Source organism: Inquilinus ginsengisoli (assembly GCF_031453975.1).
Lineage (GTDB): Bacteria > Pseudomonadota > Alphaproteobacteria > DSM-16000 > Inquilinaceae > Inquilinus > Inquilinus ginsengisoli_A.
Map to the genome: position 1 here is coordinate 317,137 of NZ_JAVDPW010000010.1, position 14,197 is coordinate 331,333.

A 14,197-nucleotide genomic window follows, 5' to 3' on the forward strand; every position below is an offset into this window, starting at 1 on the left:
AGATGGTCGGAATGAGGATTGGTCCGCTGCCGCCGTCTTCAAGGGGCCGCGCGCGGCGTCGCAGCAGGTCGCCATGCCCGATCTATTCCCCGTCGGCAAACAGGCTGTCGCAATATCCGCCCTGAAGGCCGTATCGGACGATCGTGTTGGTCCGATCGGTCGTGAAGTAGAGAAGGCAGGACTCGCCGTCCTGCTCGTAATATCCGGTCGGGGCGGATTGATCCTGGTACAGCGGGGTCTCGGCCATCCCGCCGCCGGCCGGGATCACGCCGACCAGGGCCTGGCCCGTCGATGCGGTTCCGGTCTGAACGAACCGCTGGTGCTGGGTGCTGCCGTAGCGGCTCCAATTGTGGACATACAGCGGCTCGGCCTCGGTACCGATGTTGGGATGGGTGGCCGAGCCGCCCTCATGATCCTCCGGGCCGAATTCGGCAGTGGCCACATCGATCTTCTGCCCGACCAGCGCACTCGCCCGGGCGTCGATGTCGCTGCCGCCTCCGGCGGCGATGCATCCGCTCAGCGCCAGCAGGCTTCCGATGATCGGCAAGAAAGCGAGTTTCGTTTTCATTCGAATGACGGCGCCCCGAGTGGAAGTCGATGTCTCGTTTAAGAAGCGATGATGGTGGAACCGAGGCGGCCGCGGTCAGTTCCGCAGCACGATGCAGGCGCCGCCGACCCGGCGCAGGCGGCTGCAGAACTGGTTGCCCTCCGCCCGGCTCTGCGCCGGGACGCTGACCCGGTAGAAGCGGCGCGTGCCCATGCTGAGCATGCGGGTGCCGACGATCATCGGCTGGATGTCGGCCATCAGCTGCGGGTAGCGCTTGCGGACCCGGCCATAGGCGGCCAGCGCCCGGCCCTTGGAGAAGTTGCCGGCGATCTGGACATGCCAGGGCGCGGTCGGCGACAGCAGCTCGCTGTCGTCACCCTCGGTCTTCAGCGACGCCAGCAGCTCGAGGCAGGGCTTGGGGCTGCCGTCGAAGCTGGGGACGCTGCCGTCCGGCTTCGGCACCCATTCGTCGGCCGACCGCTTGGTGACGAACTGGACGTAGTCCTCGGTCTCCAGCGGCAGGTAGCCGTGGCCGCCGATCCAGCTCGCGACCCGATTCGGCCCGGCGTTGTAGCCGGCGGCGGCGAGGCCGAGATTGCCGAACTGGTCGCGCAACTCGGCCAGGAAGGCGGCCGAGGCCGGCAATGCCGTCTCGGGGTCGAAGGGGTCGGCCAGGTCGCGCATCTTCGCGGTGCCGGGCATGAACTGGGCCACGCCCCGCGCGCCCTTCGGGCTGACCGCATGCGGCCGGAACCGGCTTTCCTTCCAGATCAGCCGGGTGAAGAACTCCAGCGGCAGGTTCTGCGCCGTCGCGGAGTCCTCGATCAGCCGGCACACCGCCTGCTCGACCGTCTCGTCCTTGCCCGGCGCCGCGGCCGCCATGCCGCAGCACAGCAGCGTCCAGGCGATCGCGATCGGGGCCCATCCACGCATCCGCATCCAGATCCTCGCCGACCGCGCCGGCGGCCATGGTAGTGCGATTTCCCTCCGTTGCGAACCGACCACAACGGGTGATGGGCGGCAGGCGCGACGCCGGCGCGATCACCGCGGCAGATCGGGCGTCGCACCGGATGTCGCCCTTGCAGCCGGCAGACGCCGGAAATGGATCTTGTCCGACGGTCGCAGGTCCCGGCCGCTTCGCCGGGCAGGCGGTACGGCGGCCGTCCGCGGCCGCGCCGCCGCGGCTCTGATGCGCTCCGGCGGGTAGGCCTCGCGCAGCACGTCCGAAACAAAGGTGTTGGCGAAATCTGCCGAGGCCTCCGGATGGGCACGCCGGACGACCTCCAGCGCCGCCTCGCAGGCGCTCCACTCATCATGTCCTGCCTTGCGGCTGGAGCGGTACGCCGCCAGCACGCGCATTCCGAGGGATGATGTCATGAACGATGTCGAACCGATCATTCCCGTTCTCCTCCTCGTTCGTTCACGAGCTTCCGGCGGGTGCGACCTGGACGGCAACAGTCTGCGTCCCGCCGTTGCGCTCGATGGTGAGATTCAGTTGCCGCCGCGGACGACGAGAGGCGGGCGGCCTCTCGTCTCCCCGCGGCCGGACGTTGCCTCAGTAGTCCATGCCCGCGCCGTGGGCCGGCGCCTCGGCGGCCGGCTTCTTCGGCAGTTCGGCCACCATCGCCTCGGTGGTGACCAGGAGGCCGGCGACGGAGGCCGCGTCCTGCAGCGCCGCGCGGACGACCTTGGCAGGGTCGATGATGCCCTTGGCGTACATGTCGCCATACTCGCCGGTCTGGGCGTCGAAGCCGAAAGCGTAGTCCGGCGTCTCCAGCACCTTGCCGACGATCAGCGAGCCGTCCTCGCCGGCATTCACCGCGATCTGCCGCGCCGGCGCCTGCAGCGCACGGCGGACGATGTCGATGCCGGTCCGCTGGTCGTCATTCTCCGGCTTGAGCTCGTTGAGGGCCTTCAGCGCGCGCAGCAGCGCCACGCCCCCGCCGGGCAGGATACCCTCCTCCACCGCCGCCTTGGTCGCGTGCATCGCGTCGTCGACGCGATCCTTGCGCTCCTTCACCTCGACCTCGGTGGCGCCGCCGACGCGGATCACCGCGACGCCGCCCGCCAGCTTGGCCAGACGCTCCAGCAGCTTCTCGCGGTCGTAGTCCGAGGTGGTCTCCTCGATCTGCGCCCGGATCTGCCGGATGCGGGCCTCGATCTCGGCCTTCGAACCGGCGCCGTCGACGACGGTGGTGGCCTCCTTCTCGATCACCACCTTCTTGGCGCGGCCGAGCATGTCGAGCGTGACGGTCTCGAGCTTGATGCCGAGATCCTCGGAGATGGCGGTGCCGCCGGTCAGCACCGCGATGTCCTCGAGCATCGCCTTGCGCCGGTCGCCGAAGCCCGGCGCCTTGACCGCCGCGACCTTCAGGCCGCCGCGCAGCCGGTTGACCACGAGGGTGGCCAGGGCCTCGCCCTCGACGTCCTCGGCGATGACCAGGAGCGGCCGGCCCGACTGCACCACCGCCTCGAGCAGCGGCACCAGCGCCTGCAGCGAGGACAGCTTCTTCTCATGGATCAGGACGTACGGATCCTCGAGCTCGACCCGCATCTTCTCGGCATTGGTGACGAAATAGGGCGAGATGTAGCCGCGGTCGAACTGCATGCCCTCGACCACCTCGAGCTCGGTGTCGAGGCTCTTGGCCTCCTCCACCGTGATCACGCCCTCGTTGCCGACCTTCTCCATCGCCTCGGCCAGGAACCTGCCGATCTCGGCATCGCCATTGGCCGAGATCGTGCCGACCTGCGCGATCTCGTCGTTGCGGGTGATCTTGCGCGCATTGGCCTTGAGGTCGGCGACCACCGCCTCGACGGCGGTGTCGATGCCGCGCTTCAGGTCCATCGGGTTCAGGCCGGCGGCCACCGCCTTGGTCCCTTCCTTGACGATGGACGATGCCAGAATGGTCGCGGTGGTGGTGCCGTCGCCGGCCAGGTCGTTGGTCTTCGACGCGACCTCGCGCACCATCTGCGCGCCCATGTTCTCGAACTTGTCGGCGAGCTCGATCTCCTTGGCGACGGTGACGCCGTCCTTGGTGATCCGCGGCGCGCCGAACGACTTGTCGATCACGACGTTGCGGCCCTTCGGGCCCAGCGTGACCTTGACCGCATCGGCGAGGATGTCGACGCCGCGCAGCATCTTCTCGCGCGCCTCGACGGAGAACTTCACATCCTTCGCAGCCATTTCATCACTCCCTCAAAAACGATCCGACGGCTCCGATCAGGCCGCCGCCTTCTGCGCGGCGGCCCCTTCGAGGATGCCCAGGATGTCGGATTCCTTCATGATCAGCAGATCCTGGCCGTCGATCTTCACCTCGGTCCCCGACCATTTGCCGAACAGCACCCGGTCGCCGGCCTGCACGTCGAGCGGCACCAGCTTGCCGGTCTCGTCCCGCAGCCCCGGGCCGACGGCGACGACCTCGCCCTCCTGCGGCTTCTCCTTGGCGGTGTCGGGAATGATGATGCCGCCCCGGGTCTTCTCCTCGCCGTCGAGGCGGCGGACGGCCACGCGATCGTGCAGCGGACAGAACGTCATTGCGGACTCCTATCTTGCCAATCTCTCGTCATGTGATCGCGAGCGGCAGCCTCGAGAATGCGGGCTCGCCGGTTCGCTCGGGCGACATGGGGAGCGCGAAAATAGCCGTCAAGAGCCCGCCGACAAATTTTCAGCACTCTTGCCGTGAGAGTGCCAATCCGCTGATAAGGCTCCTGAATTCCCGATCGAGACTCCTTTAGCGCGGGCGTGCGGCGCTACGGAGTTCCGGTTGACGCGAGGCGGCTCCTCCCGTAGATGTGGTCGGGATGTCAGACCAATTCTGAAGGTCGACCCTACCGATGTCCCTGCGTCCCCGATCCTCATCGCTGCTGCCGGTCCGCACGCCGACGCGTGACGAGGCCGTGCTGGTGGCGGTGACGGAGCATGTCGAGCGGACGGGCATCAAGCCGGGCGACCGGCTGCCGCCGGAGCGCGAGCTGGCGGAGCAGCTGCAGGTCAGCCGCTCGACCATCCGCGAGGCGCTGAAGCGCTGGGAAGGCCTCGGCATCGTCGAGATGCGCAAGGGCAGCGGCACCTATCTGCGCGTCGCGGTCTCGACCGCCAGCATCCACATGCCGCTGACCATCGACCGCGCCTCCGACGTCGACACCCTGCTGCACACGCTGGAGGTGCGCCGGGCGCTGGAGGGCGAGGCCGCGGCGATCTGCGCCCGCCGCGCGACCCCCGTGCAGGTCGCCGAGATCGGCCGCCGGCTCGACATCATGGAAGCGCACCACCTGAAATACGGCGACGCGCCGGAGCAGGACTGGGAGTTCCACCAGTCGATCTTCCGTGCCACCGAGAACCCGATCTTCGAGCAGATCCTGGCCAGCATGCGGGACGCCTTCCACCGCTTCTGGGAAAACCCGCTCGACATGCCGGATTTCGCCGGCCGCACCTTCCCCTATCACCGCGTGATGTACGACGCGATCGTCCGGCGCGACCCGGACGGGGCGCGCGACGCCGCGCTGACCATCATCGACATGGTCGACGAAGACATCCGCAACGCCGACCGGAACCGCGGGCCAGACCATGACTGACGACTACGCCGCCGACGACTACGCCGCCGCCACCCAGCTGGCGCATGACGATGCCTTCCCGTCCGGCGCGGTGGTGCCGCCGATCTACCAGACCTCGCTGTTCACCTTCGCCAATTATGCGGAGATGGAGGCGGCGTTCTCGGGCCAGATCCAGCGGCCGATCTATTCCCGCGGCAACAACCCGACGGTGCAGGAGTTCGAGCGCAAGATCGCGGCGCTGGAAGGCGCCGAGGCGGCGCGCGGCACCGCCAGCGGCATGGCGGCGATCAGCTCCGCCGTGCTCAGCATCGCCGGCGCCGGCGACCGCATCCTGTGCACCCGCCACGTCTATGGCGACGCCTACCGCTTCTTCGAGAAGCTGCTGCCGCGGGTCGGCGTCACCGTCGACTATGTCGACGCCGGCGACCTCGCGGCGGTCGAGGCGGCGCTGCCGGGGGCGAAGCTGCTGTATCTCGAGAACCCGACCTCGATGGTGTTCGACCTGCAGGAGATCGGCCGGCTGGCGGCGCTGGCCAAGGCGCATGGCGCGGCCACCATCATCGACAATTCCTGGGCGACGCCGCTGTTCCAGCAGCCGCTGAAGCACGGGGTCGACCTGGTCGTCCACTCGGCCTCGAAATACCTCAGCGGCCACAGCGACACGGTGGCGGGGGTGATCGCCGGCTCGGCCGAGCGCATCGCCCGGGTCAACGACCTGACCTACCCGTATCTCGGCGGCAAGCTGTCGCCGTTCGAGGCCTGGCTGCTGATCCGCGGCATGCGCACCCTGCCGCTGCGGATGCGGCAGCACCAGGAGAGCGGGCTGGCGATCGCCCGGCGCCTGGCCGATCATTCGCTGGTCACCCGGGTGCTGCATCCGGTGTTCTCCAACCACCCGGGCGGCGCCACGCTGACCGGCCACAGCGGCCTGTTCTCCTTCGAGGTCGACGCGCGGGTCGACGTGCCGCGCTTCGTCGACGGGCTGCGGCTGTTCAAGCTCGGCGTCAGCTGGGGCGGGCATGAAAGCCTGGTGATCCCGGCCCAGGCGTCGCTGCGCCAGGCCCAGGGGCCGAACGCGATGTCGGCCTTCGGGGTGACGCCGCGCATCGTCCGCATCGCGGTCGGGCTCGAAGACACCGAGGATCTGTGGGGCGACCTCGATCGCGCCCTCGGAGCCTCGGCCGGCTGATCCACGTTTTCCATCGTTCAACAGGGAGGCAAAAATGAAACGGATGTTGCTTTTGGCCGGTCTGGCCGCGATCGCCTTCACCGGCCCGGCGCTGGCCGACACCAACCTCAAGCTGGTCGAGGTCATCACCAGCCCGCAGCGGACCGAGTTCCTGAAGGGCCAGATCGACAAGTTCGAGGCCGCCAATCCGGGCATCAAGGTCGAGATCGTGTCGCTGCCCTGGGGCGAGGCGTTCGAGAAGTTCCTGACCATGGTCCAGGCCGGCGAGACCCCCGACATCGCCGAGATGCCGGAACGCTGGATGTCGCTCTACGCCAACAACGGCCAGCTCGAGAACCTCGACCCCTACATCGCCAAATGGGACGAGGCCCCGACCCTGGGCGAGCGTGCGGTGCAGTTCTCCAAGACCGTGAAGGACACCGCCTACATGGTGCCCTACGGCTTCTATCTGCGCGGCCTGTACTGGAACAAGAAGCTGTTCAAGGAGGCCGGCATCGCCGCGCCGCCGAAGACGCTCGACGAGTTCATGGACGTGTCGAAGAAGATCGGCGCGCTGGGCGGCGGCAAGGCCGGCTACTGCCTGCGCGGCGGCAAGGGCGGCACCGGCGGCACCGCCTTCTTCATGCTGACCATGGACGGCAAGGGCAAGTTCTTCAACGACGACGGCACCTCGACCCTCGGCGACGCCGACGCGGCCAAGGGCATGCAGTTCCTGGTCGACCTGTACAAGGCCGGCGGAGCGCCCAAGGACAGCCTGAACTGGGGCTTCAACGAGACCGTCACCGGCTTCTATTCCGGCGCCTGCGCCATGCTGGACAACGATCCGGACGCCATGATCGGCATCCTCGACCACATGAAGCCCGAGGACTTCGCGGTGGCGCCGATGCCGGTCGGCCCCGGCGGCCACGCCTACCCCTCGATCGGCTATGCCGGCTGGTCGATGTTCGCCAACAGCGAGCACAAGGAGGAGAGCTGGAAGCTGATGTCCTACCTGCTCGACAGCCAGCAGAACATCGAATGGGCCAAGTTCGTCGGCGTCCTGCCGATCCACAAGGGCGCCGAGAAGGACGCGCATTTCTCCGGCGACCTCTACGCCGGCTGGTTCAAGGAGCTGAACGACCCGCAGTGGCAGCCGATCCCCTGGCCGGCCCATCTCGAGGAGTTCGGCTACTTCTTCGACGTGATGTCGGTGCAGAGCTTCCAGGAGGCCCTGCTGGGCCAGAAGCAGACCGCCGACGTGGCCAAGGAGTGGTCCGACTACCTCACCGCCGCGCAGCAGAAGTTCCTGGCCGGCAAGAAGTGACGATAACGGTGAAATTCAGTGCCTGACCTCTCTCCATTGTCATGCCACGGCTCGACCGTGGCATCCAGGGGCCGTGAGAGCCGTTCTTGGCGGCCCCTGGATTGCCCGGTCAAGCCGGGCAATGACGGTGAAAGGGCCATCGACCGATGAATACAGCCACCCACGCGATCCCGGGCGCCCGCCCGGGATCCTTCCGCCGCACGCTCGGAAACGCGCTGGAGCCCTGGCTGTATCTCAGCCCGGCGCTGATCCTGCTGACGGTCAGCCTGCTGGTGCCGCTGATCGTCGGGCTGTCCTATGCCTTCCAGGATTTCGGGCCGTTCAAGAGCTCCTGGGTCGGGCTGAAGAACTTCCAGACGCTGCTGCACGACGCCAATTTCTGGCGGGCGCTGAAGAACACGGCGTGGTGGACGGTCGGCAGCCTGTTCTTCCAGTTCTTCGGCGGGCTGGGGCTGGCGATGCTGCTGAACCGGCCGTTCCGCGGCAAGCGCCTGGTGCAGGCGCTGGTGTTCCTGCCCTGGGCGGTGCCGACCTTCCTGTCCGGCCTGGTCTTCGCCTGGCTGTTCAACCCGGTGGTCGGGCCCCTGCCCTATTGGCTGGCCGGCCTGGGCATCCTGCCCGAGCCGTTCAACATCCTGTCCGACCCGGACCTGGCGATGTGGGGGCCGATCCTGGCCAATGTCTGGTTCGGCATCCCGTTCTTCGCCATCACCCTGCTGGCGGCGCTGCAGGCGATTCCGTCCGACTTCTACGAGGCGGCGGCGATCGACGGCGCCACGGCGTGGCAGCGCTTCACCAAGATCACCATCCCGTTCCTGGCGCCGACCATCGCCATCACCGTGCTGCTGCGCACCATCTGGATCGCCACCTTCGCCGACCTGATCTGGGTGATGACCAATGGCGGCCCCGCCAACTCCACCAGCATCCTGTCGACCTACATCTTCGCCCAGGCCTTCACCCGGCTCGACTTCGGCTACGCCTCGGCCATCGCGACCGTGCTGCTGCTTCTCCTCCTGCTCTATGCCGGCATCCTGATCCGGATGCGCAAGAGCCTGCTCGCGGGGCAATGAGACCATGAACGTCGTCGGACGCTCGCCCTTCGGCCGCCTCGCCACCGGCACCGGCTTCTATCTCGGCATCGGTGCCTACCTGCTGTTCGCGCTGTTCCCGCTGTACTGGCTGATCAAGATCTCGGTCACGCCGACCCAGCTCTTGTTCTCCGAAGGTATCACCTATTGGCCGTCGGAATGGACCCTGGGCAATTTCGGGTCGGTGCTGACCAGCAGCAACTTCCCGCGCTACTTCATCAACAGCGTCATCGTCTCGATCGCCACGGCGGCGGTGGTGACGGTCTGCGCCTCGGCCTCCGGCTACGCCTTCTCGCGCTTCCGCTTCAAGGCCAAGCCGGCGGTGATGTTCGTGCTGCTGCTGACCCAGACCTTCCCGCTGGTGATGATCATCCCGCCGGTCTACCGCCTGATGGCGCCGCTGGGCCTGACCAACAACCTGATGGGGCTGATCGTCATCTACAGCGCCTTCAACGTCGCCTTCGCCACCTTCCTGATGCAGTCCTTCTTCGATTCGATCCCGAAGGAGCTGGAAGAGGCGGCGATGATCGACGGTTGCAACCGCTTCCAGGCGCTGCGCCGGGTGATCCTGCCGCTGACCCTGCCGGGCATGGGCGCGACGCTGGGCTTCGTCTTCACCGCGGCCTGGAGCGAGCTCTTGTTCGCGCTGATGCTGATCAACTCCGACAGCCAGAAGACCTTCGCCGTCGGCCTGCTGACCTTCGTCGCCAAGTTCGGCGTCGACTGGGGCCAGATGACCGCGGCCTCGGTGCTGGCGCTGATCCCGGTCTGCATCTTCTTCGCGGTGATCCAGCGCTATCTCGTGCAAGGACTGACCGCCGGCGCGGTGAAGGGCTAAGTCTGTCTCCTCAGGGATTGAATCCGGCGCGAAAAAGACCGAGCGTGGGATCATCATCCCAGGGGGAATCGACCATGCCGCAGCACCACCTGCCTGCCTCGCCCGAGACCTGCGCCTGGGGCTATTTCGACGCCGCGCGGGAGCCGGTGCTGACCGTCGACAGCGGCGACACCGTGGTGATCGATTCGGTGTCGGGCCCGCCTGAGGTGCTGCCGGGCGGCGACTTCCACGTCCCCCCCGAGCTGTACCAGATCCATGAACGCTGCGACCGGTCGACCCCCGGCCATATCCTGACCGGGCCGGTCGCCGTCCGCGGCGCCCGGCCGGGCCAGGTGCTGGAGGTGAGGATCCTCGACGTCGCGCTGCGCCAGGACTGGGGCTACAACGTCATCCGGCCGCTGGCCGGCACCCTGCCCTACGACTTCGAGGAAGCGCGGCTGCTCAACATCCCGCTGGATGCCAAGGCGGGCACGGCCCGGCTGCCCTGGGGCCTGGACCTGCCCTTGCGCCCCTTCTTCGGGGTCATGGGCGTGGCGCCGCCGAAGGGCTGGGGCAGGATCAGCTCGATCCAGCCGCGCGCCCATGCCGGCAACATCGACAACAAGGAGCTGGTGGCCGGCACCACCCTCTATTTGCCCGTGTTCAACGACGGCGCCCTGTTCTCCTGCGGCGACGGTCATGGCGCGCAGGGCGACGGCGAGGTCTGCATCACCGCGATCGAGACGGCGCTGCGAGGCACCTTCCAGCTGATCGTCCGCGACGACCTGTCCTTCGCCTATCCGCGGGCGGAGACCCCGACCCACCATATCACCATGGGCATGGATCCGGACCTGGACCAATGCGCGGTCATGGCGCTGCGCGACATGATCGTGCTGCTGGGCGAGACCGTCGGGCTGTCGCGCCACGACGCCTACACCCTGTGCAGCCTGGCCGGCGACCTGCGCATCACCCAGACCGTCAATGGCTGCAAGGGCGTGCACATGATGATGGCGAAAGACCTGCTGCGCCGATGATGCGCCGGCGCGAGGCGATCGGGCTGGCGGGCACCGCCCTGCTGGCTCTGTCGGCGGGCCGGGCCGCCGGGGCGACGTTCGGCGACTGGCTGGACGGCGCCGACATCGCCGCCCGCTTCGCCGCCGCCGGCATCCCGGTCAAGAGCTACGCGATGGGCAGTTCGTCGATGATGCCGACGCTGGGAGAAAAGGACGTCCTGCTGGCCGATCTGCGTGCTGCGGGAACCATGCCCGGCCGTGGCGAGATCATCGTCTTTCGGCCGCCAAGCCCGGATACGGTCTTTGTCAAACGGGTCATCGGCTCGCCGGGGGACCGGGTGGCCGTGAAGGCGGGACGGCTGGTCCTGAACGGCAAGGTCGTGGAGCGGCGCCCGAAGGGCCGCGTGGAGTTGGACCTGTCCCTCGGTCCGACGCCGGTGTCCGTCTACGAAGAGGCGTTGAGCGGCGTCCGGCCCTACGAGATCGCCGAGATGTCGGATGCCGGGATGCTGGACGACGTTTCCGAAAGCGTGGTGCCACCAGGCGCCGTGTTCGTGCTGGGCGACAACCGGGACAACTCGATGGACAGCCGTGTTGCCGAGATGGGCCCGATCTCGATCGGCAACATCGTCGGCCGCGTCGTCTACCGGCTGCGGCCGAACTCCGGCTGGCTGGTGCCGCCGGAGACGGTTCCCGGGCTCGACTGAGCCCGGGACCTAGTCGAGCTGTCAGTCTTGCGGCTGGGCAACAGTGCGGAGATAAGGCTTCAGCGTCTTGAAGCCGGCCGGGTACTTCTGCCGGGCTTCCTCGTCGGTGACGGAGGTGACGATGATGACGTCCTCCCCATTCTTCCAGTCCGCCGGCGTCGCGACCTTGTGCTTCGCGGTCAGCTGCAGCGAATCAATCACCCGCAGCACCTCGTCGAAGTTGCGGCCGGTGGTCATCGGGTAGGAGATCAGCAGCTTGATCTTCTTGTCCGGCCCGACGACGTAGACGTTGCGCACGGTCTGGTTGTTGACCGCGGTGCGGCCTTCCGAGGTGGTCCCGGCATCGGCCGGCAGCATGCCGTACAGCTTCGACACCACCAGCTCGGAATCCGCGATCACCGGGAAGTTCGGGGCGTGGCCCTGGGTCTCCTCGATGTCGGCCGCCCAGCCGGCATGGCGGTCGACCGGGTCGGCGCTGAGGCCGATGACCTTGACCCCGCGCTTGTCGAATTCCGGCTTGATCCGGGCGACGGCGCCGAGCTCGGTGGTGCACACCGGGGTGAAGTCCTTCGGGTGCGAGAACAGCACGCCCCAGGACGAACCGAGCCACTCGTGGAAGCGGATCCGCCCCTCCGTGGTCTCGACTTCGAAATCGGGCGCGTCCTCACCAATCGCGAGCGGTCCGGCCATTTTTACCTCCAATTAACGTTAATTTTGTAATTTTACCGCGTCGTAAGGCCGGTGTCATCAGGGGCGTCACCCTCGGCCACAGCCGATCCCTCTCCGACGAGCCAATTCTCCACCTTCAGACCGCGGATCCGCCTGAACTCGCCGATGTTGGCGGTCACGATGGTCGCACCGGTCGCACAGGCATGGGCGGCGATCAGCAGGTCGTTGCCACCGATAGGTTTTCCGGCGGCTTCCAACTCGGAGCGAATTCCACCGTAGTCCGTATCGGCGGGAACGTCGAACGGCAGCACCTTGATCTCGCCAAGCACATCCTCAACAGCCTTGAGCAGCCGTTGCGAACCGCTCTTGGCGCAGCCGTAGCGCAACTCCGCAGCCACGATGATGCTGGTGCAAACGTTGTCTTCACCGACGATGGCTATCCGCTTCGCGGCCTTGCCCTGCGGGTTCCGGACCAGATCCGAGATGATGTTCGTGTCCAACATGTAGTGGGTCAAAGCACGTCCTCGGGCGTCGGCACCGGATCGCTGATCTCCGGGAAGTCCTCACCGAGAGGCTTCATCGTCTTGAGGAGGGCCAAGAGTCCGCGTTTGCGGACGGGCTCGATCACGAGACGATCGCCGTCGCGATGCATGATCGCTTCATCGCCCGGGAGTTCGAACTCCACCGGAATGCGAACCGCCTGGTTGCGGCCATTGCGAAACAGTCTGACGTGCCTCTGTTCCCGCATTCGGTCGCGGCCCCTGCTCTCCTCCTCGACGATGATTTTGGTCAGCACCGAGCGGGTGAGATCCTCGCCCGTCGCCGCGTCGTAGACCGCGAATTCGCCGCCGTCCTTGACCATCTGGGCCAAGTTCTCAAGCGTCACATAGCTCGACGTCGCCGTGTTGTAGAGGCGGCGTTGGGCGTACCTCTTGATGGTAATAGGAGCGATCTTCGGCTTTTCAGCCGACGGTGGAGTCCCGGAGGCGGCCTGAGTGGTCGGCATGGTGTTCCTTACCAAGCATATGTCAAAGACATATGCTTCAATCTCATTCGCGACAAGCTCGTCGATCGCACTTTCCGCGCCTGTCACCTCGTTGACACACGCGAGGCGCACCCCGATGATGCGCGCGTCTTGCCGGGGCGCCCGATCGGGGGCTGAGAGGCGCGCCAGCGCCAACCCGACGAACCTGATCCGGGTCATGCCGGCGGAGGGAGAACGAGACGCTGCCTCAGGCATCGACACGGTTCATTTCTCCACCCCGGCAGCGGCCCCCGCGTGGAGGAACCATGTTGCGCCTGCTTGCCGCCACCCTGCTGACGGCGATCGCCCTCGCCCCGGCCCTGCCCGCCTCGGCCGAGACCCCGGTGCTGAAGGTCTACACCTATGAATCCTTCACCGCCGAATGGGGGCCGGGCCCGCAGATCAAGAAGGCGTTCGAGGCCGAATGCGGCTGCACCGTCGAGTTCACCTCGGTCGAGGACGGCGTCGCCCTGCTATCGCGGCTGAAGCTGGAGGGCAAGGCCAGCCAGGCGGATGTGGTGCTGGGCCTCGACACCAACCTGACCGCCGAGGCCGCGGCGACCGGGCTGTTCGCGCCGCATGCCGGCAAGCTGGACAACCTCTCGCTGCCGATCGCCTGGGCCGACCCGATCTTCGTGCCCTATGACTGGAGCTACTTCGCCTTCGTCTACGACAAGACCAAGGTGCCGAACCCGCCGAAGAGCCTGCGCGACCTGGTGGAGAACAGCGACCTGGAGCTGACCATCCAGGACCCGCGCACCAGCACGCCGGGCCTCGGCCTGCTGCTGTGGGTGAAGCAGGTCTACGGTGACAAGGCGCCGGAAGCCTGGGCCAAGCTGAAGCCGCGCATCCTCACCGTCACCCCGGGCTGGAGCGAGAGCTACGGCCTGTTCCGCAAGGGCGAGGTGCCGATGACGCTGAGCTATCTGACCTCGCCGCCCTACCATGTGATGGAGGAGCACGACGACAATGTCGGCGCCGCGGTGTTCGAGGAGGGCAACTACCTGCAGGTCGAGGTCGCGGGCAAGCTGGCCTCGGCCAAGCACCCCGAGCTGGCCGACCGGTTCCTGGCCTTCATGCTGACCGCCGCCTTCCAGGACACGCTGCCGACGACGCAGTGGATGTACCCGGCGGTGAAGACCGCGGCCGGCCTGCCCGACGCCTACAAGGCGCTGCCGACCCCGCCCAAGGCCCTGCTGTACCCGTCCGAGGAGGTCGCGGCCAAGCGCGCCGGCTGGATCACCGAATGGCTGCAGGCGATGAGCAAGTAAGTTGAATTCGAGTGC

At 67.1% G+C, this 14,197-nt stretch carries 16 protein-coding genes and 1 riboswitch; of the genes, 8 read left to right on the forward strand and 8 right to left on the reverse strand.

Annotation, left to right across the window (positions count from 1 at the left end; translation table 11 throughout):
• Positions 1-82: 82 nt before the first annotated feature.
• The 5 genes from E9232_RS27745 to E9232_RS27765 all read right to left on the reverse strand — a co-directional run bounded on the left by E9232_RS27745 (position 83) and on the right by E9232_RS27765 (position 4,082).
• Positions 83-547, reverse strand: coding sequence for a hypothetical protein (locus E9232_RS27745; protein WP_309799654.1), 465 nt, complete (start codon positions 545-547; stop codon positions 83-85).
• Between the two features lie 96 nt (positions 548-643).
• The gene (locus E9232_RS27750; RefSeq protein ID WP_309799656.1) at positions 644-1,480 is read right to left on the reverse strand and encodes a lytic transglycosylase domain-containing protein; all 837 of its coding nucleotides are present in this window, start codon (positions 1,478-1,480) and stop codon (positions 644-646) included.
• Between the two features lie 108 nt (positions 1,481-1,588).
• The gene (locus E9232_RS27755) at positions 1,589-1,945 is read right to left on the reverse strand and encodes a hypothetical protein (protein ID WP_309799658.1); all 357 of its coding nucleotides are present in this window, start codon (positions 1,943-1,945) and stop codon (positions 1,589-1,591) included.
• Positions 1,946-2,102: 157 nt separating this feature from the next.
• Entirely contained in the window at positions 2,103-3,731 is a 1,629-nt protein-coding gene (groL, locus tag E9232_RS27760) for a chaperonin GroEL (protein ID WP_309799660.1), read from the reverse strand.
• Between the two features lie 36 nt (positions 3,732-3,767).
• Entirely contained in the window at positions 3,768-4,082 is a 315-nt protein-coding gene (locus E9232_RS27765) for a co-chaperone GroES (protein WP_309799662.1), read from the reverse strand.
• A gap of 299 nt (positions 4,083-4,381) precedes the next feature.
• On the opposite strand from E9232_RS27765, the gene E9232_RS27770 reads away from it, so the two are divergent.
• The 7 genes from E9232_RS27770 (at position 4,382) to lepB (ending at position 11,218) form a co-directional block, all read left to right on the forward strand.
• Positions 4,382-5,122 (forward strand): FadR/GntR family transcriptional regulator, encoded by a 741-nt coding sequence (locus E9232_RS27770; RefSeq protein ID WP_309799664.1) that lies wholly within the window; start codon positions 4,382-4,384, stop codon positions 5,120-5,122.
• Positions 5,115-6,290 carry an aminotransferase class I/II-fold pyridoxal phosphate-dependent enzyme gene (locus tag E9232_RS27775; RefSeq protein WP_309799666.1) on the forward strand — a complete coding sequence of 392 codons (1,176 nt, stop codon included), beginning with the start codon at positions 5,115-5,117 and terminating at the stop codon, positions 6,288-6,290. Before E9232_RS27770 ends, E9232_RS27775 begins: the two co-directional genes overlap by 8 nt.
• Before the next feature lie 34 nt (positions 6,291-6,324).
• A complete protein-coding gene (locus E9232_RS27780; RefSeq protein ID WP_309799668.1) occupies positions 6,325-7,593 on the forward strand; it encodes an ABC transporter substrate-binding protein in 1,269 nt (422 codons plus the stop codon).
• A 146-nt stretch (positions 7,594-7,739) separates the two neighbouring features.
• Positions 7,740-8,663 carry a carbohydrate ABC transporter permease gene (locus tag E9232_RS27785; RefSeq protein ID WP_309799671.1) on the forward strand — a complete coding sequence of 308 codons (924 nt, stop codon included), beginning with the start codon at positions 7,740-7,742 and terminating at the stop codon, positions 8,661-8,663.
• Between the two features lie 4 nt (positions 8,664-8,667).
• Positions 8,668-9,519: a carbohydrate ABC transporter permease gene (locus E9232_RS27790; protein WP_309799673.1), complete on the forward strand. Its 852-nt coding sequence runs from the start codon at positions 8,668-8,670 to the stop codon at positions 9,517-9,519.
• 74 nt (positions 9,520-9,593) lie between these two features.
• A complete protein-coding gene (locus tag E9232_RS27795; protein ID WP_309799675.1) occupies positions 9,594-10,532 on the forward strand; it encodes an acetamidase/formamidase family protein in 939 nt (312 codons plus the stop codon).
• Positions 10,532-11,218 (forward strand): signal peptidase I, encoded by a 687-nt coding sequence (gene lepB / locus E9232_RS27800; protein WP_309799677.1) that lies wholly within the window; start codon positions 10,532-10,534, stop codon positions 11,216-11,218. The genes E9232_RS27795 and lepB overlap by 1 nt, the downstream gene beginning before the upstream one ends.
• Before the next feature lie 21 nt (positions 11,219-11,239).
• Here lepB and E9232_RS27805 read toward each other — a convergent pair whose 3' ends face one another.
• Genes E9232_RS27805 through E9232_RS35920 form a run of 3 tightly spaced genes read right to left on the reverse strand, consistent with a single transcriptional unit; the run spans position 11,240 to position 12,893 of the window.
• Positions 11,240-11,908, reverse strand: coding sequence for a peroxiredoxin (locus tag E9232_RS27805; RefSeq protein WP_309799679.1), 669 nt, complete (start codon positions 11,906-11,908; stop codon positions 11,240-11,242).
• Positions 11,909-11,940: 32 nt separating this feature from the next.
• Positions 11,941-12,390 carry a type II toxin-antitoxin system VapC family toxin gene (locus E9232_RS27810; protein ID WP_309799681.1) on the reverse strand — a complete coding sequence of 150 codons (450 nt, stop codon included), beginning with the start codon at positions 12,388-12,390 and terminating at the stop codon, positions 11,941-11,943.
• An 8-nt stretch (positions 12,391-12,398) separates the two neighbouring features.
• Positions 12,399-12,893, reverse strand: a complete 495-nt coding sequence (locus tag E9232_RS35920; RefSeq protein WP_445351993.1) for a polyhydroxyalkanoate synthesis regulator DNA-binding domain-containing protein — start codon at positions 12,891-12,893, stop codon at positions 12,399-12,401.
• 123 nt (positions 12,894-13,016) lie between these two features.
• Positions 13,017-13,121: riboswitch (TPP riboswitch) on the forward strand.
• Positions 13,122-13,177: 56 nt separating this feature from the next.
• Here E9232_RS35920 and thiB point away from each other — a divergent pair.
• On the forward strand, positions 13,178-14,182 hold the full coding sequence (gene thiB / locus E9232_RS27825) for a thiamine ABC transporter substrate binding subunit (RefSeq protein WP_309799683.1): 1,005 nt from the start codon (positions 13,178-13,180) through the stop codon (positions 14,180-14,182).
• Positions 14,183-14,197 lie beyond the last annotated feature (15 nt).

Excerpts from the sequence above, each read along its gene's own strand:
- E9232_RS27790 (WP_309799673.1), top strand. The coding sequence starts at position 8,668 with ATGAACGTCGTCGGACGCTCGCCCTTCGGCCGCCTCGCCACCGGCACC.
- E9232_RS27775 (WP_309799666.1), top strand. The coding sequence starts at position 5,115 with ATGACTGACGACTACGCCGCCGACGACTACGCCGCCGCCACCCAGCTG.
- E9232_RS35920 (WP_445351993.1), bottom strand. The coding sequence starts at position 12,893 with ATGCCGACCACTCAGGCCGCCTCCGGGACTCCACCGTCGGCTGAAAAG.
- E9232_RS27805 (WP_309799679.1), bottom strand. The coding sequence starts at position 11,908 with ATGGCCGGACCGCTCGCGATTGGTGAGGACGCGCCCGATTTCGAAGTC.
- lepB (WP_309799677.1), top strand. The coding sequence starts at position 10,532 with ATGCGCCGGCGCGAGGCGATCGGGCTGGCGGGCACCGCCCTGCTGGCT.
- E9232_RS27750 (WP_309799656.1), bottom strand. The coding sequence starts at position 1,480 with ATGCGTGGATGGGCCCCGATCGCGATCGCCTGGACGCTGCTGTGCTGC.
- E9232_RS27795 (WP_309799675.1), top strand. The coding sequence starts at position 9,594 with ATGCCGCAGCACCACCTGCCTGCCTCGCCCGAGACCTGCGCCTGGGGC.
- groL (WP_309799660.1), bottom strand. The coding sequence starts at position 3,731 with ATGGCTGCGAAGGATGTGAAGTTCTCCGTCGAGGCGCGCGAGAAGATG.
- E9232_RS27765 (WP_309799662.1), bottom strand. The coding sequence starts at position 4,082 with ATGACGTTCTGTCCGCTGCACGATCGCGTGGCCGTCCGCCGCCTCGAC.
- E9232_RS27755 (WP_309799658.1), bottom strand. The coding sequence starts at position 1,945 with ATGATCGGTTCGACATCGTTCATGACATCATCCCTCGGAATGCGCGTG.
- E9232_RS27780 (WP_309799668.1), top strand. The coding sequence starts at position 6,325 with ATGAAACGGATGTTGCTTTTGGCCGGTCTGGCCGCGATCGCCTTCACC.
- thiB (WP_309799683.1), top strand. The coding sequence starts at position 13,178 with ATGTTGCGCCTGCTTGCCGCCACCCTGCTGACGGCGATCGCCCTCGCC.
- E9232_RS27770 (WP_309799664.1), top strand. The coding sequence starts at position 4,382 with ATGTCCCTGCGTCCCCGATCCTCATCGCTGCTGCCGGTCCGCACGCCG.
- E9232_RS27810 (WP_309799681.1), bottom strand. The coding sequence starts at position 12,390 with ATGTTGGACACGAACATCATCTCGGATCTGGTCCGGAACCCGCAGGGC.
- E9232_RS27785 (WP_309799671.1), top strand. The coding sequence starts at position 7,740 with ATGAATACAGCCACCCACGCGATCCCGGGCGCCCGCCCGGGATCCTTC.